Here is a 26,590-nt window from a genome sequence, read left to right on the forward strand (position 1 = left end):
GCGGCGCTCTCCCCGGACGTGCTGCCGGTCCAGTAAGCCGCAGCAGGCGGGGTCAGTTGCCGGCCAGGAGTTGGAGCGAGTCCACCACGCGGTTGGAGAAGCCCCACTCGTTGTCGTACCAGGCGACCACCTTGATGTGGCGTCCTTCGACCCGGGTGAGAGCCGAGTCGAAGATCGACGAGGCGGGGTTGCCGACGATGTCGGACGACACCAGCTCGTCCTCGGAGTACTCGAGGACGCCGGCCAACGGGCCCTCGGCGGCGGCACGGTAGGCCTCGAGCACCTCGTCGCGGCTCACGTCACGGGAGACGGTCGTGTTGAGCTCGACCAACGAGCCCACCGGTACGGGTACCCGGATCGAGTCGCCCGACAGCTTGCCGTCGAGGTTCGGCAGGACATGCCCGATCGCCTTGGCCGCACCCGTCGTGGTCGGCGCGATGTTGACGGCGGCGGCACGGGCGCGTCGCGCGTCGCGGTGCGGGCCGTCCTGGAGGTTCTGCTCCTGGGTGTAGGCGTGCACGGTCGTCATGAAGCCGTGCTCGATGCCCGCAAGGTCGTCCAGGACCGCGGCCAGCGGGGCCAGCGCGTTGGTCGTGCACGACGCGTTCGAGACGATGGTGTGCGTGTCGGGGTCGTAGGCACCGGAGTTGACGCCGTAGGCGAGCGTGACGTCGGCACCGTCCGACGGGGCGCCGACGAGCACCTTCTTGGCGCCCGCGTCGATGTGGGCGCGCGCGGCCTTCGCCGAGGTGAACCGGCCGGTCGCCTCCAGCACGATCTCGACGCCGAGCTCGCCCCACGGCAGCTGGGCCGGGTCCCGCTCGGCGAGCACGGTGATCCGACGGCCGTCCACGACAAGGGCGTTGCCGTCCACGGTCACCGGGCGGCCGAGCCGGCCGGCCGTCGTGTCGAAGGCGAGCAGCCGCGCGAGGGCGGCGGGCTCGGTGAGGTCGTTGACCGCGACGATTTCGAGAGTGGTGTCGCGTTCGAGCAGGGCGCGCAGCACGTTGCGTCCGATGCGGCCGAATCCGTTGATGGCGATGCGAGTCATCTGTGGTGTCCCTTCGGTTCGTTGTGAGATTCGCATGCGGTCCGAGCCCGTGCCAGCGGCTCGATCGCCACGATCCGCAAGGATCAGGACAGCCTTCAGCTGCCCTGCGTGAAGGTGCGCCGGTAGTCGTTCGGTGTGGTGCCGAGGATGCGCTGGAAGTGCCGGCGCAGATTGGCGCTGGTGCCCAGGCCGACATCCGCGGCGATCTGCTCGACGCTGCGCTCCGAGCGTTCGAGCAGTTCACGGGCGGTGTCGATGCGGGCGCGCATCACCCACTGCATCGGGGTGTAGCCGGTCTCCTTGACGAAGCGCCGCGAGAACGTGCGGGGGGAGACCGCCGCGCGCCGGGCCAGCACGTCCAGGGTGAGCGGTTCGGCGAGCCGGTGCAGGGCCCACTCGCGGGTCGCGGCGAACCGCTCGCCGCGTGGCTCGGGCACGCTGCGCGGCACGTACTGCACCTGGCCTCCGCTGCGATAGGGGGCGGCGACCAGGCGGCGTGCGGTGTGGTTGGAGGCGGCCACTCCGAGTTCACCGCGCAAGATGTGCAGACACAGGTCGATGCCCGAGGCGGCGCCGGCCGACGTCAGCACGGCACCCTCGTCGACGAACAGCACGTTCTCGTCGACCTTCACCAGGGGGTACTTCGCCTGCAGCGCGCGGGCGTAGTGCCAGTGGGTGGTGGCGCGTCTGCCGTCGAGCAGTCCGGTGGCGGCGAGCGCGAAGGCGCCGGTCGAGATGGCGGCGAGCCGCGCCCCGCGCGCGTGGGCGGCGACCAGGGCGTCGAGCACGGCCCGCGGCGGATCGTCCCGGTCGGGGAAGCGGTAGCCGGGGACGAAGACGAGGTCGGCCCATGTCAGCGCCTCGAGACCGTGGGCGACGGAGTACGAGAGGCCGTCCCCGCCGCTGACCAGGCCGGGCGTCGCGCCGCACACCCGTACCTCGTACGGCATGCTCGGGCGGGTCGTGAACACCTGCGCGGGAATCCCGACATCGAGCGGCTTGGCACCCTCGAGCACCAGGACAGTGACGCGGTGCGGACCAGAGTCCCGGCGCGTGGACATGGTCAGCTCTCGATTCCGGCGGCGGTATTGCGTTACAGCCTAGGTGCCGCGGTTCAGGAATCGCGGCGCCCCCGCGTCAGGACTCCGGTCGCAGGTCCGACCGTACGAGGGTGAAGACCGCGCCCTCCGGGTCGGCGACCGTCGCCACCCGTCCGTGGGTGCCGACCCGCGCGGGCTTGATGACATGGCCGCCGAGTTCGGTGAGCCGGTCCACCGACTCGTCCACATCGGCGACTTCGAAGTACGTCATCCAGTGCGCGCCCTTGTCCTGCGGCAGCGCCTGGCCCACGCCGTGCACCGAGGCGACGGGCCGGCCGTCGACCTGGAGCGTCACATAGTCGAAGTCGGCCGAGACCACTGCCTCTTCCTCGTAGCCGAAAACGGCTTGATAGAACTTCAAGACACCCGCCGTCTCCGGGGTCACCAGCTCGTTCCAGGCGGGCGCGCCGGGCTCCCCGACGACCGCGGCGCCCAGATGCTCGGCCGCCTGCCAGATCCCGAACACCGCACCGGCCGGGTCGACCGCGATGGCGAGGCGTCCTGCCGGGCCCGCGTCCAGCGGGCCGACGCCGATGGTGCCGCAGCAGTGCCGCACCGACTCGGCGGTGGCGTCCACGTCGTCCGACGCCAGATAGGGCGTCCAGGCGATCGGCAGATGGTGGTCGGGCGGCAGCTGGCCGATCCCGGCGACCTCGCGGCCGTCGAGCAGCGCCCGCACGTAGGGCCCGAGCTGCCCGGGTCCAGGCCGGAACTGCCAGCCGAACAACGCTCCGTAGAACTCCTGGGTCGTGGCCAGACCGTGCGCCATCAGGCTCACCCAGCAGGGCGTGCCGGGCGTGCGGCGGACGGCCCCCGCGCCGTCACGCTGGCCCGTCGACCCCCGTGCCTCCGTCATCGTCACTCTCTCCTCGGCCCGTCGTGGTGGCCGCTCGGCTCCGCTCTCGAACGCGCGTATCTATCCGGCGCGTTTGCCCGCCCGTGCAGATGCTCGCACCACCGGTGTCGCCGCGCGTCCCGGCCGCGCCGTCGTGCCGCGGCTCCGCGCGGAGAATGCCCGGTTCGCCGTTTCTCATCCGTTAACGCGTGATTGCCCGGTGGTGTCGATCGGCTGCACACGGCGTGCTCGGGTCCGTACGCCGCGTGTTCGGCGGTCGTCCGGCGGAGCAGGGTAGCCGGACCCGGGCGATGCGGCCACCCCGTACGCAAGGATGGTGCCCATGAATGCCATCATCTCCGCATCCGAACTCGCGAGTGACCTGACGGGCGAGAACCCGCCAGTGCTGCTCGACATCCGCTGGCAGCTCAGCATGGCCAAGGCGGCGGGTGCCCCCGCCTTCGACGGGCGGGCCGAGTACCGGGCAGGGCACATCCCGGGCGCCGTCTTCGTCGACCTCGACGCCGATCTCGCGGGAAAGGCCGGCTCCGCGGGGCGGCATCCGCTGCCGGACGTGGAGCACTTCGGAGCGGTGATGCGGGCGGCCGGGGTCTCGGCGGACCGGGACGTCGTTGTGTACGACGGGGGTCAGGGCTGGGCCGCGGCACGCGCCTGGTGGCTGCTGCGCTGGACGGGTCATCCCTCGGTGCGTGTCCTTGACGGCGGGCTCGCCGCGTGGACCGGGACGCTGGAGCCGGGCGATGAGCACCCGGCCGAGGGAACCTTCGCGCCCGTCACCAACACCACGGACCTCCTCGACGCCGACGCCGCGGCGGCGCTGGCCCGCTCCGGCCTCCTCCTGGACGCCCGCGCGGCCGAGCGCTACCGCGGTGACGTCGAGCCGATCGACCGCGTGGGCGGCCACATTCCGGGCGCGGTCTCCGCGCCGACCACGGAGAACGTCACGGCGGACGGCACTTTCAGGCCCGCCGCCGACCTCGCGGAACGCTTCAACTCCCTGGGCGCGTCCGGCACTTCCGAGGTGGGCGTGTACTGCGGCTCGGGCGTCTCCGGCGCGCACGAGGTGCTCGCGCTCGCGGTGGCGGGCATCCCGGCCTCGCTGTACGTCGGCTCCTGGTCGGAGTGGTCGTCGGACGAGTCCCGCCCGGTGGCCAAGGGCCCGGACCCGCAGTAGCCGGAACGTCGTCGGGGCCCCGCACCTGAACGGTGCGGGGCCCCGACGCGTACTACGAGACGTGCTACGAGGAACTACTCCTGCTTCTTGCGGCGCGTGCCGAAGACGATCTCGTCCCAGGACGGCACCGCCGCGCGACGGCCGGGACGGACGCCGTCGGCCTCCGCCTGACGGTCCGTGGAGCCGACGAGGCGGTCGCGGTGGCTGGCCACCGAGCGCGGCATCAGGACATCCGCGTACGCGGAACCCGCGCCTGCGGACGCCGCCGGGGCCTCCTCGGCCTCCGGGTCCTGCTCGGATTCCTCCGCCGCCGGCGGGAGCTCCGTCGTCGAGGGTGCGGGGCGCTCCGGCACGACCATGTCGCCCCGGAAGCTGGGCACCGCCTCCAGGAGGCTGGTGAGCGAGTCGCGCTCCGCTTCGGAGACGGACGCCGTCGCGGCGGTGGCCGTGCTCTCCTCGGGGGGCTCCGGGGACGGCCCCGGCACGCTCGGGCGCTCCAACTGCCGGTCCAGGGCGCGGTCCATGGGGCGGTCGAGCGGCCGGTCGAGCGACGGCCTGTCGCGGGGCAGCCTGGCGATGCGCGGCACGAACGGGAAGCTGGGCTCGGGCGCGGCGATGTCGTCGGTCTCGCCGATCAGCGAGCGGGCCTCGTCGTCCACGGCCTGGACGAGCCGCCGGGGCGGGTCGTACGTCCAGCTCGCGGAGTGCGGTTCGGTCGCCACGCGGTAGACGAGCAGGACCTCCCAGGTGCCGTCGTCGCGGCGCCAGGAGTCCCACTGGACGGTGTCCTTGTCGGCGCCGCGCAGCAACAGCCGCTCCGAGACGGCCTCGCCGAGCTGGGGACCGGTGTTCTCGCCGGGGCGGCGCACGGGGGTTTTCCGGGCCCGCTCCGCCATGAAGGCGCGCTCCGCGAGCACGGGTCCTTCGAAGCGGCGGACGCGATCGACGGGGATTCCGGCGAGCGAGGCGACTTCCTCCGCGCTGGCACCGGCACGTATCCGTGCCTGGATGTCGCGGGGGCGGAGGTGGCTCTCCACCTCGATCTCGATCTGGCCGAGGCGCGGACGGTCGCCACGCACCGCGGCGCGCAGCCGCTCGTCGATCGGAAGCGTGTACTCCGTGCTGTCCGCAGCCTTCAGCACCAGCCGTGTGCCGTCGTTGCTGACGGCCACGACACGCAGTTCGGGCATCGGGACCTCCCGGGTGGTGCCTGCCGACGTCACGTGCGTCGCTGCTTCCGCTAGTCGAGTGTGGCCTGCCCGGGTGCAGCCTGCCACAACCTTGCCGAGTTGCCCGGCGTGTCGGGCATGGGCCCTGGGGCGCCGTTATGGCACGGTTACCTTTTCGCAACGCTAAGTGACCAGTTTGGTCACCCTGTGCAGCGAGCCCCCTCCCGGCGGTCCTGGAAGGCTCCGGGCACCCAGGTGGGAGACCGGACCCAGGGCTCGCAACAGTACTCCATTCGGGCCACGCGGGTGGTCCGCCGCGCCGCCGAACTTCTCGCGGGGGGCGGGAGTTGGCGCCTCGGCATACCCGGGCGGGGTGGTGTGCGAGTGGCGCACTTCACGGAATCACCAGAAACGGAACTAACGACTTCGCCCATACGTCCCTTTCTCGTGCAGTCAGTCGAGAAAGGGAGGCAAGGTTCGGAGATGGGTGAAAAGCCGGAAGCCGACGTGGAGCCGAAGGAGAAGCGGCGCCTCGACCTGAGCGTGCCGCAGGTGGCGGGAAGCGCCGTGGCCGCGGTCGTGGCGGCGAAGCTCGCATCGAGTTTCGGCGTCTACGGCACGATCCTCGGCGCCGGTGTGGTGAGCGCGGTCGCGACCTGTGGCGGCACGGTCTTCCAGCACTTCTTCCGGCGCACGGGCGAGCAGATACGCGACGTCGCGGTGCAGGCCAAGCCGAAGGGACATCAGGTCCCGGTGACCGATGGCACGGGGGCGCCGGTCGCGGACACCTTCAGGGCATCGGCTTCCACGGGGGCTGTTTCCGGTACGGGGCCGGTCACCACGACGTGGGGGAGAGCCGCCGACGCGGAGGCCACCACGGTGCTTCCTGCCGCCGGTCACGCCGACCGTACGACGGTGCTTCCTGCCGCCGGTCACGCTGGCCGTACGACGGTGCTTCCTGCCGCCGGTCACGCCGACCGTACGACGGTGCTTCCCGTGGCGGACGCCGACGCCGAGAGGACCCAGCTGCTCGGCGCGGTCGACGCGACGCAGGTGGTGCCGGGAGACGATGTGACGCGGGTGCTGCGTCAGGTGGTTCCCGCCGCGCCGGTCGAACCTCCGCTCCCGCAGGACGAGTTCACCGACGGCACGACCCATCGCACGCAAGTCCGGAGCTGGAAGCGGCCGTTGGTCGCGGCCGCGCTGGTCTTCGGCGTGTCGATGGCGGGGATCACCACGTACGAGCTCGTCTCCGGCGAGGACTTCAGCGGGGGGAGCGGCACCACGATCAGCAACGGCGTCACGGGCAACAACTCCTCGCCGAAGAAGCCCTCCACGCCCTCGACCGATCCCTCCGATCAGCCGTCGGACGGCGCTTCCACGGGTTCGGGTGAAGGTTCACAGAACGACGACGGCACGTCGCCGGACCCGGACGGCGCCGACTCGCAGACGCCGGACAACGGCGGCGACTCGGACTCCGGGTCGAAGACGGATCCGGACCAGGACACGGACTCGGGCACCGACTCCGGAGACGAGGGTTCGAAGACGGACCCGACGCCCACGCCGACGCCCACCCCGACCCCGACGCCGACCGAGACCGGCGACAGCGGGGACGGAAGTGACGCACAGCAGCAGGGGGAGACCCCCAATCCGTAGGCGGCGGTTCAGCCGCCCAGGACTTCAGTCGCCCAGGACCCGACGCAGGTAGTCGTTGCCGAACAGGCGGTCCGGATCCAGTCGGTCGCGCAGGGCGGTGAACTCCCCGAAGCGCGGATAGGCCTGCGCGAAGTAGTCGGCGTCGCGCGTGTGGATCTTGCCCCAGTGCGGTCGCCCCTCATGCGCGGTGAAGATCCGCTCGGCCGCGGTGAAGTACGCCTGGTAGGGCGTGCCGCGGTACATGTGTACGGCGATGTACGCGCTCTCCCTGCCCGAGGCCGTGGAGAGCGCGATGTCGTCGGCGGGCGCCGTGCGGACCTCCACGGGGAAGCTGATCCGCAGCCCGGAGCGCTCGACCATCGTCTTCAGCTCGCGCAGCGTCTCGACCAGGGCCTCGCGCGGAACGGCGTACTCCATCTCCACGAAGCGCACCCGGCGCGGGCTTGTGAAGACCTTGTAGGGGATGTCCGTGTACGAACGGGCGGAAAGCGCCTTGCTGGAGATCTTGGCGATGCCCGGGATGGTCGCGGGGACGGCCCTGCCGAGGGAATTGACCACCTGGAAGAGGCCGTTGGAGAGAATTTCGTCCTCTACGAAGGCGCTGATTTTGCCGGGCGGCGCCGCGGGGCCCGCGCTGCGGTTGTTGCGCTTGGTGGTGCAGTTGCCGGTGTGCGGGAACCAGTAGAACTCGAAGTGCTCGTTCTCGGCGTAGAGCGCGTCGAACTCACTGGTGACCTTGTCGAAGGTCATCGGCTCCTCACGGGCGGTGAGGAAGAAGACGGGCTCTACGGAGAAGGTGATCGCGCTGATCACGCCGAGCGCGCCGAGGCCGATCCTGGCCGCCGCGAAGACCTCGGGATTCTCCTTCTCGGAGCAGGTGAGGACCGAGCCGTCCGCCGTGACCAGCTCAAGTGCCGTGATCTGGGCGGAGATCGACGCCGATTCGCGGCCCGTCCCGTGGGTTCCGGTGCTGGTCGCTCCGGAGACCGTCTGCTCCATGATGTCGCCCATGTTCGTGAGCGAGAGGCCTTCGCGGGCGAGGGCCGCGTTCAGGCGCTTGAGCGGAGTGCCCGCTTCCACGGTGACGGTGCCGGCCTCGCGGTCGATCTTGCGGATGCCGGTGAGGAGTTCGGGGCGTACGAGGACGCCGTCGGTCGCGGCGGCCGCCGTGAAGGAGTGTCCTGTGCCCACCGGCTTCACCTTGAGGCCGTCCGTCTTGGCCCTGCGCACTTCGGCGGCGAGTTCCTCGACCGACGCGGGGGTGACCTCCCTGGCCGGCCGCGCGCTGACGTTGCCCGCCCAGTTACGCCACGCCGCTGTGCTCTTCCCGCTGCCCGTGCCCGTTCCCGTGCTCATGGGTCCCTCCCCGTTGCGGAACCGGCTTCTTCAGCCGGCGATACCCCAGGAACCCGACCGCCACCGCGACGGCCCCGGAGATCCCGGGAACCCCGTACCCGGCGTCCGATCCGGCGGCGTCGATGACCCAGCCGGCCGCGGACGAGCCGAGCGCGACGCCGACCGCGAGTCCGGTGCTCACCCAGGTCATGCCCTCGGTCAGCTTCGCGCGTGGTACGTGCTGTTCGACGAGGGCCATCGTCGTGATCATGGTCGGCGCGATGGACAGGCCCGCGATGAACAACGCCACGGCCAGAAACGGAAGGTTCCCGACCAGTTGAAGCGGGATCATACTCACGGCCATCGCGCAGACACCCAGCAGCCACCTCGGGGCGGGAGCCCCCTTGAAGTGCATGAGCCCGAAGGCCGCTCCCGCCACGCAGGAGCCGAGCGCGTAGACCGCGAGCACGAGGCTGGCCGCCGCCTTGTGGCCCTGGTCCTCGGCGTACGCCACGGTCACCACGTCGATCGACCCGAAGATGGCGCCCGTCGCCACGAAGGTCGCGACCAGGACCTGCAGCCCTCCGGAGCGCAGCGCCGAGCCCTTTGAGTGGTGCTCCCGCGGATGCGGCACCGGCTCGGTGGCCCGCTGGGCGGTCAGCCAGAAGACCCCGACGGCGAGGAAGACCCCGGCGAGGAGAGGCCCGGCCTCGGGGAACCACACCGTGGAGAGGCCGATCGAGATGATCGGCCCGAAGATGAAGCAGATCTCGTCCACCACGGACTCGAAGGAGTACGCGGTGTGCAGCTGCGGGGTGTCCCGGTAGATGGCCGCCCAGCGGGCCCTGATCATCGAGCCCACGCTCGGCACGCAGCCGACCAGGGCGGCGAAGACGAAGAGCGTCCAGTCCGGGAGCTCGAACTTCGCGGCCAGCAGCAGCCCGGCGACCGCGGCCAGGGACACCAGGGTGGCGGGCCGCAGCACCCGGCGCTGACCGTGCCGGTCGACGAGGCGGGAGATCTGCGGGCCGATCGCGGCGGCGGACAGGGCGACGGTCGCCGAGAGCGCGCCCGCGAGTCCGTACCGCCCGGTGAGCTGGGACACCATCGTCACGATGCCGATGCCCATCATCGACAGCGGCATCCGCCCGAGGAAGCCCGCCGTGGAGAACCCCTTGGTGCCGGGGGCGGCGAAGATGGCGCGGTAGGGGCTTGGCACGTGGACTCCGCTGAGGCGCCGGGGCCGCTCCCGTGCGGGAGGGGCTCCGGTAAGGCGTAAAGGTGGCCGATACAGCTTACGGCTCCGAAGAGTCCGAACGCACCGTGTTTTTCCGGTCGGCGGAGGCCGTTCTCCGGCTGTCGGTGGCGGGTGGCAGGATCGGGGACATGTCCGATGCGCTGGATCCCACTCCCTACGACGCCCTGCTGCTGCTCTCGTTCGGCGGCCCCGAAGGCCCCGACGACGTCGTCCCGTTCCTGGAGAACGTGACGCGGGGCCGCGGCATCCCCAAGGAGCGGCTCAAGGAGGTGGGGCAGCACTACTTCCTGTTCGACGGCGTCAGCCCGATCAACGACCAGAACCGCGCCCTGCTCGACGCCCTGCGCAAGGACTTCGTGGAGCACGGCCTTGACCTGCCGGTCTACTGGGGCAACCGCAACTGGGCGCCGTACCTGACCGACACCCTGCGCGATCTTGTCCGGGACGGCCACCGCCGGGTGCTCGTCCTGGCGACCAGCGCGTACGCCTCGTACTCGGGCTGCCGGCAGTACCGCGAGAACCTGGCGGAGTCCCTCGCCGTCCTGGAGGCCGAGGGCGTCGAGAAGAGCGCGCTGCCGCGCGTCGACAAGCTGCGGCACTACTTCAACCACCCCGGCTTCGTCCGCCCCATGATCGACGGCGTCCTGAAGTCCCTGGCCGAGCTCCCCGACGACGTCCGCGAGGGCGCGCACCTCGCCTTCACGACGCACTCCATCCCGACCGCGGCCGCCGACGCCTCGGGGCGCGTCGAGGACCACGGAGACGGCGGTGCGTACGTCAAGGAGCACCTGGACGTGGCCGGGGTCATCGCCGACGCGGTGCGCGCGGAGACGGGCGTCGAGCACCCCTGGCAGCTCGTCTACCAGTCGCGCAGCGGCGCCCCGCACATCCCGTGGCTCGAGCCCGACATCTGTGATCACCTGGAGGAGCGGCAAGCCGCCGGGGCGCCCGCCGTGGTGATGGTCCCGATCGGCTTCGTCTCGGACCACATGGAGGTCCTGTACGACCTCGACACCGAGGCCGACGCGAAGGCCGCCGAGCTGGGCCTGCCGGTCCGCCGCTCGGCCACCGTGGGTGCCGACCCGCGGTTCGCCGGGGCGATCAGGGAACTCGTCATCGAGCGGGCGGCCGTCGAGAGCGGCAAGGCCGTGACGCCCTGCGCCCTGGGATCCCTCGGCGCGAGCCACAACCTCTGCCCGGTCGGCTGCTGCCCGGCACGCGCCCCGAAGCCCGCGGCCGCGGGCGCCGACAGCCCGTACGCGTAAGGACGTTGACGTGACCGACCTGAAGACAGAACTCCTCGGCGTCGCCCTGGAGGCCGCGCACCGCGCCGGAGCCTTCCTTCGTGACGGCCGCCCGGACGATCTGGGCGTCGCCGCCACCAAGAGCAGCGCCGTCGACGTCGTCACCGAGATGGACATCGCCTCCGAGAAGCTGATCACCGACTTCTTCGCCGAGCGCAGGCCGGACGACGGCGTGCTCGGCGAGGAGGGCGCGAGCTCCGAGGGCAGCAGCGGTGTCCAGTGGGTGATCGACCCGATCGACGGCACCGTCAACTACCTGTACGGGCGCCCCGATTGGTCGGTGTCCATCGCGGCCCGCAAGGACGGCGAGACGCTCGTCGGCGTCGTGTACGCGCCGATGCGCGGCGAGACGTACCGGGCGGTCCTCGGAGAGGGCGCCTTCGTCAACGACAAGCCCGCACACACCCGCCCAGCACCTCCGTTCGGACAGGCCCTGGTCGGCACCGGATTCGGCTACGTCGCCGAGCGCCGCGCCCATCAGGCCGAGGTGGCCCGCGAGCTCATCCCGCTGGTCAGGGACATCCGCCGGGGCGGTTCGGCTGCCATCGACCTGTGCGACGTGGCGATCGGCCGCCTGGACGCGTACTACGAGCGCGGCCTCAACCCCTGGGACTTCGCGGCCGGTGATCTCGTCGCGCGGGAGGCGGGCGCGCTGACCGGTGGACGCCCCGGAGAGGCCCCTTCGGGCGAGCTGACGATCGCTGCCCCGCCCGGCCTCTTCGAGGACCTCCAGGCCCGCCTGGAGGAGCTCGGCGCCTGGCACGACTGACGCGCAGAGCGACGGACACACACGGAAGGGCCCCGGCATCTCGTCCACAGATGCCGGGGCCCTTCCGCGTTCGTAGCTGAATTCCGCTTGCGTAGCTGGATCAGGCGCGCAACGCGCCGACCTCCACGCCGTGCTCGGCGGCCAGCCGGTGGAGGTCCTCCAGCTCGGCCTGCTCGACCTCGGCAAGGAAGTCGTCGCCTGTCTCACGGGCCTTCGTGAGGTCGGACTCCGTGGCCTTTATGCGCTGCAGGAGTCCTGCGGTGAATGCGTCCATGGTTGCGCCCCCTCGGCTGGGTCGTGGGTCGATGGCACGGGGGTGTGCCCTCAGAAGGGGCGATCACGTCTCTCGCCGCGCTGGGACAGCAGTTCGTGGCGTGCCACATACAAAGCGTGATCGCGGGTGTGAGGTCGTCCTCCCCGGGCTCCCTTCCACGGAAACCTAACCGGCGGAGAAAATCCCGCATTCCCGGGCCGACAGACCGCCTTACAGCCGGTTTATGACCGAAAGGGGCAGGATAGAGGCCACACCCCACGAACAGACCCACGAACAGACCTGCCCTCAGGGGCACAGAGGAAGGACAGCGCCGTGCGCGTACTCGTCGTCGAGGACGAGCAGCTGCTCGCCGATGCGGTGGCCACCGGACTACGCCGGGAGGCCATGGCCGTCGACGTCGTGTACGACGGAGCGGCGGCCCTGGAGCGCATCGGGGTCAACGACTACGACGTCGTGGTGCTCGACCGGGACCTCCCGCTCGTGCACGGCGACGACGTCTGCCGCAAGATCGTCGAGCTCGGCATGCCGACCCGCGTCCTGATGCTCACCGCGTCGGGCGACGTCAGCGACCGTGTCGAGGGCCTGGAGATCGGCGCCGACGACTATCTCCCCAAGCCCTTCGCGTTCAGCGAGCTCACGGCACGCGTGCGTGCTCTTGGCCGGCGTACGAGCGTGCCGCTGCCGCCCGTCCTGGAGCGCGCCGGCATCAAGCTCGACCCCAACCGCCGCGAGATCTTCCGCGACGGCAAGGAGATCCAGCTGGCGCCCAAGGAGTTCGCGGTCCTCGAAGTGCTGCTGCGCAGCGAGGGCGCGGTCGTCTCCGCGGAGCAGCTCCTGGAGAAGGCCTGGGACGAGAACACGGACCCGTTCACGAACGTGGTCCGGGTGACCGTCATGACGCTGCGGCGGAAGCTCGGCGAGCCCGCCGTCATCGTGACGGTGCCCGGCTCCGGCTACCGGATCTGATCCCCGGTGGCCGCGACCCCGGCGCCACCGGCAGCGCCTCCGAAACCCACCTGGGACCCCAGAAAGGCCGAGGTGCCTTTCCCGTGGCTGCGTCCCACGATCCGTATACGCCTCACGCTCCTGTACGGCGGCATGTTCCTGATCGCGGGCATCGTGCTGCTCTCGATCATCTATCTGCTCGCCGCGCAGGCGCTGAACGTGGGCAGTGACCTGCCGTTCAAGATCGTCGAGGGCAGGGTGACCAGCACCGTCTGCAACCTGCCCGACAAGGCATCGCCGACCGAGTTCAACGCGGCGATGAACACCTGCGTCAACGATCAGCGCCAGCACGCCCTGGACAACCTCCTGAGCCGCTCGCTGCTCGCCCTGCTGGGCCTGGCCGTGATCGCTTTCGCCTTCGGGTACGCGATGGCGGGCCGCGTCCTGTCTCCGCTCGGCCGCATCACGCGCACCGCGCGCCGGGTGGCCGGCACGGACCTGTCCCGGCGCATCGAACTGGACGGCCCCGAGGACGAGTTGAAGGAGCTCTCGGACACCTTCGACGACATGCTGGACCGCCTGGAGCGGGCCTTCACCGCCCAGCAGCGGTTCGTCGGCAACGCCTCGCACGAGCTGCGCACACCGCTGGCTATCAACCGCACGCTCCTGGAGGTGCAGCTCTCCGACCCGGCGGCGCCACCGGAGCTCCAGCAGCTGGGCAAGACGCTGCTCGCCACCAACGAGCGCAGCGAGCAGCTCGTGGAGGGCCTGCTGCTGCTCGCCCGCAGCGACAACCAGATCGTGGAGCGCAAGCCGGTCGACCTCGCCGAGGTCGCCGACCGCGCCGTCGACCAGGTGCGCTCGGAGGCCGACGCCAAGGGCGTGGAGATCCGCGGGGAGCGGGGCCTGGCCATCGTCCAGGGCAACGGCGTCCTCCTGGAGCGGATCGCCCTGAACCTCGTCCAGAACGGCGTCAGGTACAACGTGCCGGACGAGGGCTGGGTCGAGGTCACCACGGAGGCCCAGCACGGCCAGGCGGTCCTGGTGGTGTCCAACACCGGACCCGTCGTCCCGGCGTACGAGATCGACAACCTCTTCGAGCCGTTCCGGCGGCTGCGGACGGAGCGCACGGGCAGCGACAAGGGCGTCGGACTCGGCCTGTCGATCGCCCGGTCGGTGGCGCGGGCCCACGGGGGCCGTATCATCGCGGAGCCGCGCGAGGGGGGTGGGCTCGTGATGCGAGTCACCCTGCCCCTCTGAGATGCTGCCGCGGACGCGCCGCGATGTTCGCTTTACGCGGAATTTTCGGGACCTGTTCCCGGGAATTTCGTGTGTGATCGATCACAGGGGCGAATATTCGGCCATCTACTCTCCGTGATCGTGAAAGTCGTTGGAAAGCCGGGAAAATCCGGGTTTTCGGGGGTCTTGATCACGGGAAGTACACGGGGTGGCGCCTGTGAAGTGCGACATTCGGACCGTGTACGGTCCCGATCGCCATCCAAACCGATCACCTCTTCAGGGGTGCGGTTGGGTGTCGATTGAGTAACAGACCTTGATGTGAGGCAAAATCTCCGCCTCAGGTCGGGCACAAGTCCGGCCTCTCACGCGTTACGTGCGCTGAGACACCGCAGACACCCAGAGGGGGAGAGCGACAATGGCAACGGACTACGACACCCCACGCAAGACCGACGATGACGTCAATGAGGACAGCATCGAGGAGCTGAAGGCTCGGCGTAACGACAAGTCGACCTCGGCGGTCGACGTCGACGAGTTCGAGGCCGCAGAGGGCCTTGAACTGCCCGGCGCGGACCTTTCCAACGAGGAGCTCGCCGTTCGGGTGCTCCCGAAGCAGCAGGACGAGTTCACCTGCATGAGCTGCTTCCTGGTGCACCACCGCAGCCAGCTGGCCAGGGAGAAGAACGGTCAGCCGATCTGCCGCGACTGCGACTAGGGCAGGGTCGGCCGTGACTGGCTCGACCCCGCCCAGGAAGCGCCGCTTCCGCAAGCGCGGGGCGGACGAAGCAAACGCCGTCCCCGACGGCGTACGTGACGACGAGCGGGGCTCTTCCCCCACAGGGACGGCCTCGCTCGAACCGACGAACGCCATCGAGTCGGCACACGACGAGGCGGCGGCCGACAAGGCGTCCAGGTCCAGGACCAGGACCGATACGTCCAAGGGCCGCCGCGTTGCCGCCGTCACCGGCGGAGTCATGGCGGGCGTGCGCAAGAGCGGGCGCGGCGCCAAGGCCGGCATCGGCTATCTCGCCGACCGGATCATCGAGAACGCCCCGCGGGTCCCCGTCCGCGATCTGGGCACCCTCCGCAAGCAGTTCCCGGGCCTCGGCCCCGAGCAGCTCGCGGACAAACTCATCGCCGGCGCGGCCAACGCGACCTCCACGGTCGGGGCCGGAGTCGGCGCGGCGGCGATGCTGCCCGTGCCGCCCGCGATGCCCGCGGAGCTGGCCGCCGAGATCACCGGCGTCGCGGCCATAGAGCTCAAGCTCATCGCCGAACTCCACGAGGTCTACGGCGTGCGTCCGCCGGGCAACCTGAAACAGCGCAGCATGGCCTACCTCACCGCGTGGACCGAGGAGCGCGGCATCGATGTGGCGAAGCCCGCGTCGATCAACGCGGCACTCGGCGGCCAGATGAAGCGCGAACTGCGCCAGCAGATCATGAAGCGCACGGTGCGGAACCTGCCGAACCTGATGCCCTTCATGGTGGGCGCCGCTGTCGGGGCGGTCATGAACCGCCGTGACACCAAGAAGCTGGCTGAGCGGGTCCGTGCGGACCTGCGGAAGTCGCAGGTGCCCTGGGACGCCCTGCCCGAGCTGCCGACCCTGGAGGGGCCGGAGAAGCCCTTGGAGGCCCTGCGTACGGTCGAGCCGCCCAAGGGGCTGGAGCACTGACGCGCGAGGCCCCCGCGAGGGCCTCGCGTCGAGCCGTCTCCAGGAAGCCCCTTACGAAGCCCGCACGGCCGTCAGCGCCGCCGCGAGACCCTCGGGGTTCCGCGTCGACACGTACACGTACGGGGTCGGGTCCTGCGGGTCCGTGATCTCCACGCGCAGCGCCGTCGGGATGTAGGCGCGCAGCAGCATGTAGGCGCGCGGATCGGCCTTCTGGCCGCGCCAGGCGCGCGCCTCCTCCTCGTCGAGGATCTGGGGCTCGCCAAGCGCGGACACCGGGATCTTCGCGTCGCCGACGACCAGGGAGTCCGCCATCACGCGGATGCGGGGAGAGCCGTACGAACTGGTCACCACCGCCGCGACCGCCGTCCCGCAGACCAGGCCGCCGAGCAGTGGCAGGGTCCCGAAGGGGAGCATGATCAGTGCCATCGCGATGCCGACCAGGAGCGAGACAAGCCACCAGGAACGGGGCGCCGTCAGGCGTTCTTCGTAAGGCTGCATGTTCTCCAGCTTGGCACGATGAGCTGTGCGCCTGGACTCGCGGGTAAGGTCTGCGGCTGTGAGTGGTATTTCAGCAGCTCTGACGCCCCCGGCCGACGCCATAGCGCCCGTCCGCCACCCCGACGCGCCCGCCCCCGGCGAGCTCATCGGAGCCCACTACGAGCACTGCTTCGGCTGCGGCGAAGGGCAGGCCCACGGGCTGCATCTCGCGGCACGTGCCGGTGAAGGCGTCTGCATCACCGCCGAGTTCACGGTCCGGGAGGCGCACCAGGGCGCACCGGGACTCGCCCATGGCGGAGTGCTGGCCACCGCGCTCGACGAGACGCTCGGCTCGCTGAACTGGCTGCTGCGGGTGATCGCGGTGACCGGGCGGCTCGAGACCGACTTCGTACGGCCCGTTCCGGTGGGCACCGTGCTCTTCCTGGAGGCCGAGGTGAGGGCCGTCGCCGGGCGGAAGATCTACTCCACGGCCACCGGCCGGATCGGCGGCCCCGACGGGCCCGTGGCCGTCCGCGCCGACGCCCTCTTCATCGAGGTCAAGGTCGACCACTTCATCGAGAACGGCCGTCCGGAGGAGATCCGGGCCGCCATGGACGACCCGGACCAGATCCGGCGTGTACGCGCCTTCGAGGTGAACCCGTGACCTACGCACCCCGTCCGGAGCTCGACGTCCTGATCCGTCGCGTCGACTCCGAAGTGCCGCTGCCCGCCTACGCGCAGCCAGGTGACGCCGGGGCGGATCTGCGGACCACCGAGGCGTGCGAACTCGCCCCGGGTGAGCGGGTGGTGCTGCCCACCGGGGTGTCCATCGCGCTCCCCGAGGGGTACGCGGCCTTCGTGCACCCGCGCTCCGGCCTCGCCGCCCGCTGCGGTGTCGCTCTGGTGAATGCCCCAGGGACGGTGGATGCCGGGTACCGTGGGGAGATCAAGGTGATCGTGGTGAATCTCGACCCGCGCGAGCGTGTGCGGTTCGAGCGCTTCGACCGGATCGCCCAACTGGTCGTCCAGCAGGTCGAGAAGGTGCGCTTCCGCGAGGTGGCACAGCTTCCCGACTCGGCGCGGGCCGAAGGGGGCTTCGGGTCCACCGGCGGCCATGCCGCCGTGGGCGCCGGCTCGGGTGAACAAACGGGTGGGAATCGATACGCATCGGTCGTATCTGACCGGGAAGGACAGTGACGTGTTCGGACGTCGCAAGAAGGACAGTGCCGCCGAGGACGCGGCGGGCGAGGCCGAGCAGGTCGTCGACAGCGGCGACGCAGCGGAAGCGCAGTCCGAGCGTGTGAGGCTCGAGCCCGAGCCGCGGCCCGACGGACCCTGGGACGCCTCCGAGGTCCGTGAGCCCGGAGAGGGCAGGGTGGACCTGGGCGGCCTCTTCGTACCGGGTGTCGAGGGCATGGAGCTGCGGGTGGAGGTCGCGGGCGACGCGATCGTCGCGGCGACCGTCGTGCTCCAGGACAGCGCGATCCAGCTGCAGGGCTTCGCCGCCCCCAAGAAGCAGGGGATCTGGGGCGAGGTCCGCGAGGAGATCGCTTCCGGCATCACCCAGCAGGGCGGTGTGATCGACGAGGTCGAGGGCCCCCTCGGCTGGGAGCTGCGCGCGCAGGTCCCGGTGCAGCTGCCGGACGGCACGGGCGGGGTGCAGGTCGTGCGCTTCATCGGCGTCGACGGCCCGCGGTGGTTCCTGCGGGGAGTCATCTCCGGCCAGGGCGCGGTGCAGCCGCAGGCCGCCGGGCTCCTCGAGCAGATCTTCCGGGACACGGTCGTCGTGCGCGGTGAGGGCCCGATGGCTCCCCGTGACCCGATCGTCCTGAAGCTGCCGGACGACGCGCAGATGGTCGCCGAGGGAGCCGTGCAGCAGGAGCAGCAGGAGGGCTCGCGGTTCTCGGGCGGTATGGGCCAGCTCGCGCGCGGGCCTGAGATCACCGAGGTGCGCTGAGGCGTACCGCGGGGCGCGGAGATGCGCCGGACATGAGTTGCGAGCCGATGGGCCGCACCCCTTGAGGGTGCGGCCCATCGGCGTTTTCGCAGGCGGGAGGGGGTGCGGCGGTGGAAGCCGTAAGAGAGTCGTCAAGGGAGCGCCAAGGGCCGTAAGGGAGGCGTCAACGACGGTCGAATTCGGCCAGGGAGGAGGTTTGCTCAGGAGGTCAGGAAACCCGAATCTCATCTAGGAGCACACGATGGCCGACGTGGCCTTCGTCGTCACCACGATCGCGGTATTCGCGCTGGTGGCCTTTGTCGCCAAGGGGGTGACGAAGCTGTGACTGCCGAAAACATCGTCGGTCTTGTCGTGGCCGTCGCCTTGCTGGGCTATCTCGTTCTCGCTCTTGTGTTCCCGGAGAGGTTCTGAGTACGGATATGAGCCCCGTTCTTGCTGGTGTGCTCCAGTTGCTCGCGCTGATAGTGGCGCTGGGCCTGGCATACCGTCCGCTCGGCGATTACATGGCCAAGGTCTACGGCTCGAAGAAGCACCTGCGTGCCGAGAAGTGGATCTACAAGGCCATCGGCGCCGACCCCGACACCGAGATGCGCTGGCCCGCGTATCTGCGCGGCGTGCTCGCCTTCTCCGCGGTCGGTGTGCTCTTCCTCTACCTGCTGCAGCGGCTGCAGGGTTCGCTGCCCGGCTCGCTCGGCTTCAAGTCGATCGATCCGGACCAGGCGTTCAACACGGCGGCCTCGTTCGTGGCGAACACCAACTGGCAGTCGTACTCAGGCGAACAGGCCATGGGGCACGTCGTGCAGACCGGTGGCCTCGCGGTGCAGAACTTCGTGTCGGCCGCGGTGGGCATCGCGGTCGCCGTCGCGCTGGTGCGGGGCTTCGCCCGTTCCCGTACGGGGGAGTTGGGCAACTTCTGGGCCGACCTGGTGCGTGGTGTCGTACGCATTCTGATCCCGATCTCGGTGATCGGCGCGATCGTGCTCGTGGCCTGTGGTGCCCTGCAGAACTTCTCCGGCATCCACGGGGTCGGCCAGTTCATGGGCGGCGAACAGCAGTGGAACGGCGGGGCGGTGGCCTCGCAGGAGGTCATCAAGGAGCTGGGCACCAACGGTGGCGGCTACTTCAACGCCAACTCGGCCCACCCCTTCGAGAACCCCAACGCCTTCTCGAACCTTTTCGAGGTGTTCCTGATCCTGGTGATCCCCTTCGCGCTGACGCGGACCTTCGGCAAGATGGTCGGCTCGGTCAAGCAGGGGTACGCGATTCTCGCCACGATGGCGACGATCTGGATCGGCTTCACCGCGCTGATGATGTGGACCGAGTTCCACCACGGCGGCCCGGCGTTCGACGTCGCGGGCGGGGCGATGGAGGGCAAGGAGACGCGGTTCGGGATCGGCGGTTCGGCGATCTTCTCGGTGGCCACGACGCTGACCTCGACGGGTGCGGTGAACTCCTTCCACTCGTCCAACACCGGTTTCGGCGGTGGCATCGACCTGCTGGGCATGCAGCTCGGCGAGATCGCGCCCGGCGGTACGGGATCGGGGCTCTACGGCATGCTGATCATGGCGATCATCGCGGTGTTCATCGCGGGCCTGATGGTGGGGCGTACGCCGGAGTACCTGGGCAAGAAGATCGGCACCCGCGAGATCAAGCTGGCGGCCTGCTACATCCTCATCACGCCCGCCCTGGTGCTCGGCTTCACGGCGGTGTCGATGGCGCTGCCGACGCCGAAGGACTCGATGCTGAATTCCGGGGCGCACGGCTTCTCGGAGATTCTGTACGCCTTCACGTCCGGGGCGAACAACAACGGTTCGGCCTTCGCGGGCCTGAGCGCCGACACCAACTGGTTCAACACCACGATCGGCATCGCGATGCTCCTCGGCCGGTTCCTGCCGATGGTGTTCGTGCTCGCGCTCGCCGGTTCGCTCGCCGAGCAGAAGCCCGTTCCGGAGACGGCGGGCACGCTGCGTACCGAAAAGCCGCTGTTCACCGGCCTGTTGGTCGGCTCCATCATGATCATCACCGGTCTGACCTACTTCCCCGCACTGGCCCTCGGGCCGTTGGCCGAGGGGCTGGCGTCATGACCACCGACATTGAGAAGCAAGAGGAGCCCGGCTCCATGTCCACCGCTACTCCCACCCGTGCGCCGCACCAGGATCTGCCCGGAGGGCACAAGGACGGCGGCGGCCGGGTCGGCGGGGGTCTGTTCGACCCCAAGCAGCTCCTGAAGTCCTTCCCGGACGCGATGAGGAAGCTCGACCCGCGGGTGATGGTCAAGTCGCCCGTCATGTTCGTCGTCCTGATCGGCTCGGTGATCACCACCGTGCTCGCGGTCAAGGACCCGGGGGACTGGTTCGGCTGGGCGATCGCGGTGTGGCTGTGGCTGACCACGATCTTCGCCAACCTGGCGGAGGCGGTGGCCGAGGGCCGTGGCAAGGCGCAGGCCGACACCCTGCGCAAGGCGAAGACCGACACCGTCGCGCGCCGGCTCACCGGCACGACAGAGGAGCAGGTGCCGGGCACGGAGCTGCGCATCGGCGACCTGGTGGTGTGCGAGGCGGGCGATGTCATCCCCGGTGACGGTGATGTCGTCGAGGGTGTCGCCAGCGTCGACGAGTCGGCCATCACCGGCGAATCGGCCCCGGTCATCCGGGAGTCGGGCGGTGACCGGTCCGCCGTCACGGGCGGCACGAAGGTGCTCTCCGACCGCATCGTCATCAAGATCACGACGAAGCCGGGCGAGACGTTCATCGACCGCATGATCAACCTGGTCGAGGGCGCCGCCCGGCAGAAGACGCCCAACGAGATCGCGCTGAACATCCTGCTCGCGTCCCTCACCATCGTCTTCCTGCTCGCGGTCGTGACGCTCCAGCCGTTCGCCGTGTACGCGGGTGTGGAGCAGTCCATGATCGTGCTGGCCGCGCTCCTGGTGTGCCTGATCCCGACGACGATCGGCGCCCTGCTCTCGGCCATCGGCATCGCCGGCATGGACCGCCTGGTCCAGCGCAACGTCCTCGCCATGTCCGGCCGCGCGGTCGAGGCCGCCGGTGACGTGTCGACGCTGCTCCTGGACAAGACCGGCACCATCACGCTGGGCAACCGTCAGGCCGCCGAGTTCGTGCCGGTGCGCGGCACCACGGCCGCCGAGCTGGCGGACGCCGCCCAGCTCTCGTCGCTGGCCGACGAGACGCCCGAGGGCCGCTCCATCGTCGTACTGGCGAAGGAGAAGTACGGGCTTCGCGAGCGACACCAGGGCGAGTTGGAGGGGGCCGAGTGGGTTGCCTTCACCGCGCAGACCCGGATGTCCGGCGTCGACCTCGTCGAGAACGGGGCCGGGCGCAAGGTCCGCAAGGGCGCGACCGGTTCGGTCGTCGCCTGGGTCACCGAGCGCGGCGGCACGGTCTCCGACGACGCCCAGGAGCTGACCGACACCATCTCCCAGGCCGGTGGCACACCACTCCTTGTCGCCGCCGAGGACGGCAAGGGGGCGCGGGTACTCGGCGTCATCCACCTGAAGGACGTCGTCAAGGAGGGCATGCGGGAGCGGTTCGACGAGCTGCGCCGCATGGGCATCAGGACCGTCATGATCACGGGTGACAACCCGCTGACCGCCAAGGCGATCGCGGACGAGGCGGGCGTGGACGACTTCCTCGCCGAGGCCACGCCCGAGGACAAGATGGCGCTGATCAAGCGCGAGCAGGCCGGCGGCAAGCTCGTCGCGATGACCGGCGACGGCACCAACGACGCCCCCGCCCTGGCACAGGCCGATGTGGGCGTGGCGATGAACACCGGCACCTCGGCCGCCAAGGAGGCCGGGAACATGGTGGACCTGGACTCCAACCCCACCAAGCTCATCGAGATCGTGGAGATCGGCAAGCAACTGCTGATCACCCGGGGTGCGTTGACGACGTTCTCGATCGCCAACGACGTCGCGAAGTACTTCGCGATCATTCCGGCGATGTTCGCGGTGGTCTATCCGGGCCTGGACAAGCTCAACATCATGAACCTGTCCTCTCCGGAGTCGGCGATTCTCTCGGCCGTCATCTTCAACGCGCTGATCATCATCGCTCTGGTGCCGCTGGCGCTGAAGGGCGTGCGGTACCGGCCGATGAGCGCGGATCGCATGCTGCGGCGCAACCTCGGGATCTACGGGCTCGGCGGTCTCGTCGCCCCGTTCATCGGTATCAAGATCATTGACCTGATCATTTCTCTCATCCCCGGGCTGTAATTTCTTGAAAGCGTGCTGATCACCATGAACAACTCAGTGGCTAGTACGGCGCGGTTGCTGGGGGCGGGCCTGCGGGCCCTGCTCGTCCTGACCGTGATCTGCGGCGCCATCTACCCGCTCGCGGTCACCGGGATCGCCCAGGGCCTGTTCAACGACAAGGCCAACGGCTCGGAGGTGAAGAGTGAGGGCAGGGTCGTCGGCTCCGAACTCATCGGGCAGCGCTACGACCTGCCCCTGAAGAGGGGCCAGGAGACGGCCGAGCCGGACCTGAAGTGGTTCCAGCCGCGGCCGTCCAACGGCCTCGGGGAGAACAGCGTCAACACGCAGTACAAGCTGATCCTGTCCGGCGCCACCAACCTCTCCGGTGACAACAAGGACCTGATCAAGCAGGTGAAGGACGCCAAGGCCGCCGTCGTCAAGGACAACTCCACGGCCGACTTCAAGGTCAAACCGTCCGATGTACCGGCCGAGGCCGTCACATCGTCCGGCTCCGGCCTGGACCCGAACATCTCCCCGGAGTACGCGGAGTTGCAGGCCCACCGGGTCGCGGAGAAGAACCACCTCGACGTCAAGCAGGTCCAGAAGCTGGTCGACGAGCACGTCGACGGGCGGATCCTCGGCTTCATGGGCGAGCCGCGCGTCAATGTCCTCCAGCTCAACATCGCGCTCAAGGAGCTTGTCGCCGACAAGAGCTGACGTCGGCTCAACTCCCTTGTGGCTCGCGGCGATCCGGTCCGTCCGGACCGTTGCGGGCCACATTTGCGTACGTCCATACTGTGCCGGTCACGCGGGGGGAGACCGGTGCGGTGAGCGGACGGCGCGTGCCCGCCGCGGTGCGGAGCGGCCGGTATCACGGGATGGTGCTCGGGGCCGCCGGGCTCGCGGTCCTCCTTGCTGCCACGGTGCTCGCCGCGCTCGCCGCGTTGACCGAGAACGCGGTCGAGGGCGGTGTGCGGCAGCGGCTCGCCGCGGACCGGGAGGCCGTCGTCGAGGTGGCCGGGCGCTACCGGGCCGCCCCTGTGCGGCGATGGGACGCGGACGTGCGGGCCGCGGTCGACCGCACCTATGGCGACGTACCCCATCGGACCCGTCTCGCGCTGCGGGCGCCCGCGGCGCGCAACGACGAACTCGCCGTGACCGAGGCCGCGGGGCGCCGCCGCGAGGACGCCACCGTGTCTGTGGTCGCGCTGGAAGGGGCGCGGCGCCACGCCGACCTGGTGGCGGGCCGGTGGCCGCGCGGCGGCTCTGCGGGTTTATCGGGCTCCTCTGGCTCCTCTGGCTCCTATGGCTCCTCAGGTTCCTCTGGCTCCTCTGGCTCCTCTGGCTCCTCTGGCTCCTCAGGTTCCGGCCCCGAGGTCATGGAGACCGTCCTGACCAAGGCGTTCGCGGCCGAACTCGCGGTGCGGACCGGCGACGAGCTGCGCGTGAGCGGCGCCGGTGGGCGGCCGGTGCGGATGCGGGTGGTCGGGCTCTACGCGACCGAGGGGCACGGGCCCGCGCTGTGGGCCGGCCTGAGCAGCACGTTCGGGACGGCCGACTCCATCGCGCTGGTGCCGCGCGGCTCGTTCACGGCGCGGCCGGCGCTCGCGAAGGACGCCGCGGCGTTGTGGCTCGGCGTGCCCGATGTGCGGGGGCTGCGGCTCGGTGACATCGACCCCTTGGAGGAGCGCGCCCGGCAGTTCGGCGGCAGCGATGCCTCCCTTTCGGTGCTGCGGGGGAAGGGGCCCGCGGCCGATCTGGCCGTGTCGGCGGGGCTGCGCAGGGCCGTCGACCGGCTGACGACGCCCATCGCCGTGGCCCGCGCCGGTCTTTACGTCCCCGCCACGCTGCTTGCCGCCCTCGCGGTCGCGGCCCTCGTGCTCACCGGGCGCCAGCTCTCCGAACACCGGCGCCCGGAGCTGGCGTTGCTCGCCGCGAGGGGTGCGGGAACGCGGCGGCTCGTGGTGTCGGCCGGAGTGCAGTGGGCGGCGACCGCCCTGCCGATGGGGGTCGCGGCGCCCTTCATCGCCGGGCCGCTGCTGCGGCTGCTCGCAGGGGCCGGGCTGCTGGACGGTGACGTACCGGACACGGCCGCGATCACCGCCGGATGGGTGGCCGCCGGGCTCGCCGTCCTGGTGCACGGGGCCGCGGTGCTGCTGCCCACGGCGCGGGCGGTGCGGGACCGGCGGGCGGTGAGCCGGCTCCGGCTGCGGGTGGGGAGGTTCGCGGGGGCGCAGCGGGTCGGGGCCGATGGGGCGCTGGCGGCGGTGGCGGTCCTCGGGTGGCTGCAGCTGCGGCAGTACCGGTCACCGGTGAGCGGTGGCAGCGTCGACCCGGTGCTCGTCTTCGCGCCCGTGGTGATGACCACCGCGGCCGCGCTCCTTGTGCTGCGGCTGCTGCCCCTGCTCACGCGGGCCATCGACCCGCTGGCCCGGCGCGGCAAGGGACTTGTGCTGCCGCTCGGCGGGTGGCAGATCGGGCGGCGGGCGGCGCGGCACGCGGGGCCCGCCCTGGTGGTGACGCTGGCCCTTGCCGTCGCGGGGCTGAGCAGCACCGCCTTGGCCATTCTTGACCGGGGGGACCAGGACCAGGCCGCCTTCCAGGTGGGCGCCGATCTGCGGATCGAGCCGGGCGAGAGCGTGCCGTCCGGGGCGCGGCGCGTGACATACGGAGCGCTGCCCGGGGTCACCGCGGTCACTCCCGTGGTGACCACGGAGGGCTATGTCGGGCAGGACGCGGTGGCCGTCACGGGGGTCAACACCGGGCGTGGTCCGGTGCCTTCGCTGCGGGGCGATCTCGCGGACCGGCCCCTGCGGGAGCTTGTCGCGCCGCTGGGGAAGGGGATTCCGTCGCATGGGCTCGCGGTTGCCCGTTCCGAGGGCCGGCTCCCGCTCCGGGTGGGGCTTTCGGCCGATGGGCCCGGTCGCGCCGTGCCCGTCCGGCTCACCGTCTTCTTCGAGGACGACGACGGTCTCGTCCACTCAAGTGCCGCTCTTCTTAAAGAAGGTGGCTCCAAGACGCTTCCCTTGAAGGTGCCGGTACGCAGCGGTGGCGTACGGATCCTGCAGATCGACCTGAGCATGGTGGGCGAGACGGTACGGCGCACCTACCGGCTCCGCGTCGACCGGGTGCCCGGTCTCACCCGGGCGGCTCGCTGGCACGACCTGCGTGCGGACGCGCCCGACCGGTACGGGGCGGGGTGTCCGGGGGCCGAGGAACCGCGCGGGGCGGTGGGCGAGGCGCCAGGTCCGGTGCTGTGCGCGGACCGGACAGGCGAGGGCTCCAAGGAGACCGGTGTGCTGCTCGACGCCGTGCTCCGAGGGCCTGATACGCGGCTCAAGCACCCGACGTGGAGCGTCCGCCTCGGCACCGACAGTGCCAAGGGGCGCCCTGCCGCGCCCGCGCTCGCCGATCGTGCGCTGCTCGACTCCGGGGCGGTGCGGGTCGGGGACACGGTGACGGTGCGGCGGAGTACGGGCGGCGATGCGCGGCTGAAGATCGTCGGGCGGATCGCGGCGGTGCCGGGCCTCGCGCGTGACCGGCCCCGGCTGCTCGCCGACTCGCGGGCCATGACCGCCCAGTGGGTGCTGAGTGGGGCGCTGCCGGGGTCGGAGAGCATGTGGTGGGCGGGGGCGGAGCGGGGTGACGCCACTGCCGCGTGGGAGGCGGTGCGGGACGGGCCTCGCCTCGGCACGGCCGTGGACGTGCCCCACGCGCGCGTGGAGCTCGCCGAGGACCCCTTGCGGCGTGGGGCGCGGGCGGGGCTCGTGCTGTGCCTCGCACTGGCACCGGCGTTCGCCGTCATCGCCTTCACCTTGCACACGGTGCTCTCGGCGCGGGCCAGGAGACGGGAGTTCGCGCTGCTGAGGGCCTTGGGCGTACGGCGGGGACAGCTCGCCGCGTACCTGTGGACGGAGCAGCTGACGCTGGCCGGGGCGGCAGCGGTCCTGGGCACGGCTCTCGGAGCGGGGCTCGCCGCGCTGATCATGCCGGTGGTGACGGTGGACGCGCAGGGCGACCCGGTCTTCCCCGGCCTGCTCACGGAGGTGCCGTGGGGCCGGGTCGGCCTGGCGGCGGCGGGCGTGACGACGGTCATCTGTGCGGTGGTGAGCGGGGCGGCGCGGGTGGTGGCGCGGGTGGATCTGGGGC

The 26,590-nt window shown here is 70.7% G+C and carries 24 protein-coding genes; 16 read left to right on the forward strand and 8 right to left on the reverse strand.

The window, feature by feature from the left end:
- Positions 1 to 52 precede the first annotated feature (52 nt).
- From gap to E2651_RS11965, 3 genes are all read right to left on the reverse strand, one after another.
- Complete coding sequence (gene gap, locus E2651_RS11955; RefSeq protein ID WP_135331061.1) at positions 53 to 1,051, reverse strand: type I glyceraldehyde-3-phosphate dehydrogenase; 999 nt, start codon at positions 1,049 to 1,051, stop codon at positions 53 to 55.
- A gap of 95 nt (positions 1,052 to 1,146) precedes the next feature.
- Positions 1,147 to 2,112 carry a helix-turn-helix domain-containing protein gene (locus E2651_RS11960; RefSeq protein WP_135331062.1) on the reverse strand — a complete coding sequence of 322 codons (966 nt, stop codon included), beginning with the start codon at positions 2,110 to 2,112 and terminating at the stop codon, positions 1,147 to 1,149.
- A 76-nt stretch (positions 2,113 to 2,188) separates the two neighbouring features.
- Positions 2,189 to 3,007 (reverse strand): VOC family protein, encoded by an 819-nt coding sequence (locus E2651_RS11965; protein ID WP_135331063.1) that lies wholly within the window; start codon positions 3,005 to 3,007, stop codon positions 2,189 to 2,191.
- A gap of 322 nt (positions 3,008 to 3,329) precedes the next feature.
- On the opposite strand from E2651_RS11965, the gene E2651_RS11970 reads away from it, so the two are divergent.
- On the forward strand, positions 3,330 to 4,181 hold the full coding sequence (locus E2651_RS11970; RefSeq protein WP_209446124.1) for a sulfurtransferase: 852 nt from the start codon (positions 3,330 to 3,332) through the stop codon (positions 4,179 to 4,181).
- A gap of 74 nt (positions 4,182 to 4,255) precedes the next feature.
- Here E2651_RS11970 and sepH read toward each other — a convergent pair whose 3' ends face one another.
- Positions 4,256 to 5,371 (reverse strand): septation protein SepH, encoded by a 1,116-nt coding sequence (gene sepH / locus E2651_RS11975; protein WP_135331065.1) that lies wholly within the window; start codon positions 5,369 to 5,371, stop codon positions 4,256 to 4,258.
- A 462-nt stretch (positions 5,372 to 5,833) separates the two neighbouring features.
- Here sepH and E2651_RS11980 point away from each other — a divergent pair, with 462 nt between their 5' ends.
- Entirely contained in the window at positions 5,834 to 7,006 is a 1,173-nt protein-coding gene (locus tag E2651_RS11980; protein WP_209446125.1) for a hypothetical protein, read from the forward strand.
- Positions 7,007 to 7,030: 24 nt separating this feature from the next.
- Here E2651_RS11980 and E2651_RS11985 read toward each other — a convergent pair whose 3' ends face one another.
- Together E2651_RS11985 and E2651_RS11990 are read right to left on the reverse strand one after the other, a co-directional pair.
- Positions 7,031 to 8,362, reverse strand: a complete 1,332-nt coding sequence (locus tag E2651_RS11985; RefSeq protein ID WP_135331066.1) for a D-arabinono-1,4-lactone oxidase — start codon at positions 8,360 to 8,362, stop codon at positions 7,031 to 7,033.
- The gene (locus tag E2651_RS11990; RefSeq protein ID WP_135331067.1) at positions 8,310 to 9,560 is read right to left on the reverse strand and encodes an MFS transporter; all 1,251 of its coding nucleotides are present in this window, start codon (positions 9,558 to 9,560) and stop codon (positions 8,310 to 8,312) included. Before E2651_RS11990 ends, E2651_RS11985 begins: the two co-directional genes overlap by 53 nt.
- 167 nt (positions 9,561 to 9,727) lie before the next feature.
- On the opposite strand from E2651_RS11990, the gene E2651_RS11995 reads away from it, so the two are divergent.
- Positions 9,728 to 10,864, forward strand: coding sequence for a ferrochelatase (locus tag E2651_RS11995; protein ID WP_135331068.1), 1,137 nt, complete (start codon positions 9,728 to 9,730; stop codon positions 10,862 to 10,864).
- A gap of 10 nt (positions 10,865 to 10,874) precedes the next feature.
- A complete protein-coding gene (locus E2651_RS12000) occupies positions 10,875 to 11,672 on the forward strand; it encodes an inositol monophosphatase family protein (RefSeq protein WP_135331069.1) in 798 nt (265 codons plus the stop codon).
- A 100-nt stretch (positions 11,673 to 11,772) separates the two neighbouring features.
- On the opposite strand, the gene E2651_RS43905 is transcribed toward E2651_RS12000, so the two are convergent.
- A complete protein-coding gene (locus tag E2651_RS43905; RefSeq protein ID WP_167828776.1) occupies positions 11,773 to 11,946 on the reverse strand; it encodes a hypothetical protein in 174 nt (57 codons plus the stop codon).
- A gap of 312 nt (positions 11,947 to 12,258) precedes the next feature.
- Between E2651_RS43905 and E2651_RS12005 the strand changes: the two genes are divergently transcribed.
- The 4 genes from E2651_RS12005 to E2651_RS12020 all read left to right on the forward strand — a co-directional run bounded on the left by E2651_RS12005 (position 12,259) and on the right by E2651_RS12020 (position 15,800).
- Positions 12,259 to 12,912, forward strand: coding sequence for a response regulator transcription factor (locus E2651_RS12005; RefSeq protein WP_135331070.1), 654 nt, complete (start codon positions 12,259 to 12,261; stop codon positions 12,910 to 12,912).
- Positions 12,913 to 12,918: 6 nt separating this feature from the next.
- Positions 12,919 to 14,151, forward strand: a complete 1,233-nt coding sequence (locus E2651_RS12010; protein ID WP_135331071.1) for a HAMP domain-containing sensor histidine kinase — start codon at positions 12,919 to 12,921, stop codon at positions 14,149 to 14,151.
- Between the two features lie 394 nt (positions 14,152 to 14,545).
- Complete coding sequence (locus tag E2651_RS12015) at positions 14,546 to 14,842, forward strand: DUF4193 domain-containing protein (protein ID WP_055544889.1); 297 nt, start codon at positions 14,546 to 14,548, stop codon at positions 14,840 to 14,842.
- Between the two features lie 13 nt (positions 14,843 to 14,855).
- Positions 14,856 to 15,800, forward strand: a complete 945-nt coding sequence (locus E2651_RS12020; protein ID WP_135331072.1) for a hypothetical protein — start codon at positions 14,856 to 14,858, stop codon at positions 15,798 to 15,800.
- A 51-nt stretch (positions 15,801 to 15,851) separates the two neighbouring features.
- Here E2651_RS12020 and E2651_RS12025 read toward each other — a convergent pair whose 3' ends face one another.
- Positions 15,852 to 16,298, reverse strand: a complete 447-nt coding sequence (locus E2651_RS12025) for a DUF3093 domain-containing protein (protein ID WP_135331073.1) — start codon at positions 16,296 to 16,298, stop codon at positions 15,852 to 15,854.
- 58 nt (positions 16,299 to 16,356) lie between these two features.
- Here E2651_RS12025 and E2651_RS12030 point away from each other — a divergent pair, with 58 nt between their 5' ends.
- The 8 genes from E2651_RS12030 to E2651_RS12065 all read left to right on the forward strand — a co-directional run.
- Positions 16,357 to 16,941 carry a PaaI family thioesterase gene (locus tag E2651_RS12030; RefSeq protein WP_135331074.1) on the forward strand — a complete coding sequence of 195 codons (585 nt, stop codon included), beginning with the start codon at positions 16,357 to 16,359 and terminating at the stop codon, positions 16,939 to 16,941.
- Positions 16,938 to 17,474 carry a dUTP diphosphatase gene (gene dut, locus E2651_RS12035; protein WP_135331075.1) on the forward strand — a complete coding sequence of 179 codons (537 nt, stop codon included), beginning with the start codon at positions 16,938 to 16,940 and terminating at the stop codon, positions 17,472 to 17,474. Before E2651_RS12030 ends, dut begins: the two co-directional genes overlap by 4 nt.
- A 1-nt stretch (position 17,475) precedes the next feature.
- Positions 17,476 to 18,234, forward strand: coding sequence for a DUF3710 domain-containing protein (locus tag E2651_RS12040; protein WP_135331076.1), 759 nt, complete (start codon positions 17,476 to 17,478; stop codon positions 18,232 to 18,234).
- Between the two features lie 321 nt (positions 18,235 to 18,555).
- A complete protein-coding gene (gene kdpF, locus E2651_RS12045; RefSeq protein ID WP_033264828.1) occupies positions 18,556 to 18,645 on the forward strand; it encodes a K(+)-transporting ATPase subunit F in 90 nt (29 codons plus the stop codon).
- A gap of 8 nt (positions 18,646 to 18,653) precedes the next feature.
- Positions 18,654 to 20,318, forward strand: coding sequence for a potassium-transporting ATPase subunit KdpA (gene kdpA, locus E2651_RS12050; RefSeq protein WP_135331077.1), 1,665 nt, complete (start codon positions 18,654 to 18,656; stop codon positions 20,316 to 20,318).
- Positions 20,315 to 22,462 (forward strand): potassium-transporting ATPase subunit KdpB, encoded by a 2,148-nt coding sequence (kdpB, locus tag E2651_RS12055; protein ID WP_135331078.1) that lies wholly within the window; start codon positions 20,315 to 20,317, stop codon positions 22,460 to 22,462. Before kdpA ends, kdpB begins: the two co-directional genes overlap by 4 nt.
- Positions 22,463 to 22,486: 24 nt before the next feature.
- Entirely contained in the window at positions 22,487 to 23,158 is a 672-nt protein-coding gene (locus E2651_RS12060) for a potassium-transporting ATPase subunit C (protein WP_209446126.1), read from the forward strand.
- Between the two features lie 110 nt (positions 23,159 to 23,268).
- The coding region (locus E2651_RS12065) for an ABC transporter permease (protein WP_245238756.1) at positions 23,269 to 26,590 on the forward strand (3,322 nt) is incomplete at its 3' end.

The organism is Streptomyces sp. MZ04 (assembly GCF_004684775.1).
Lineage (GTDB): Bacteria > Actinomycetota > Actinomycetes > Streptomycetales > Streptomycetaceae > Streptomyces.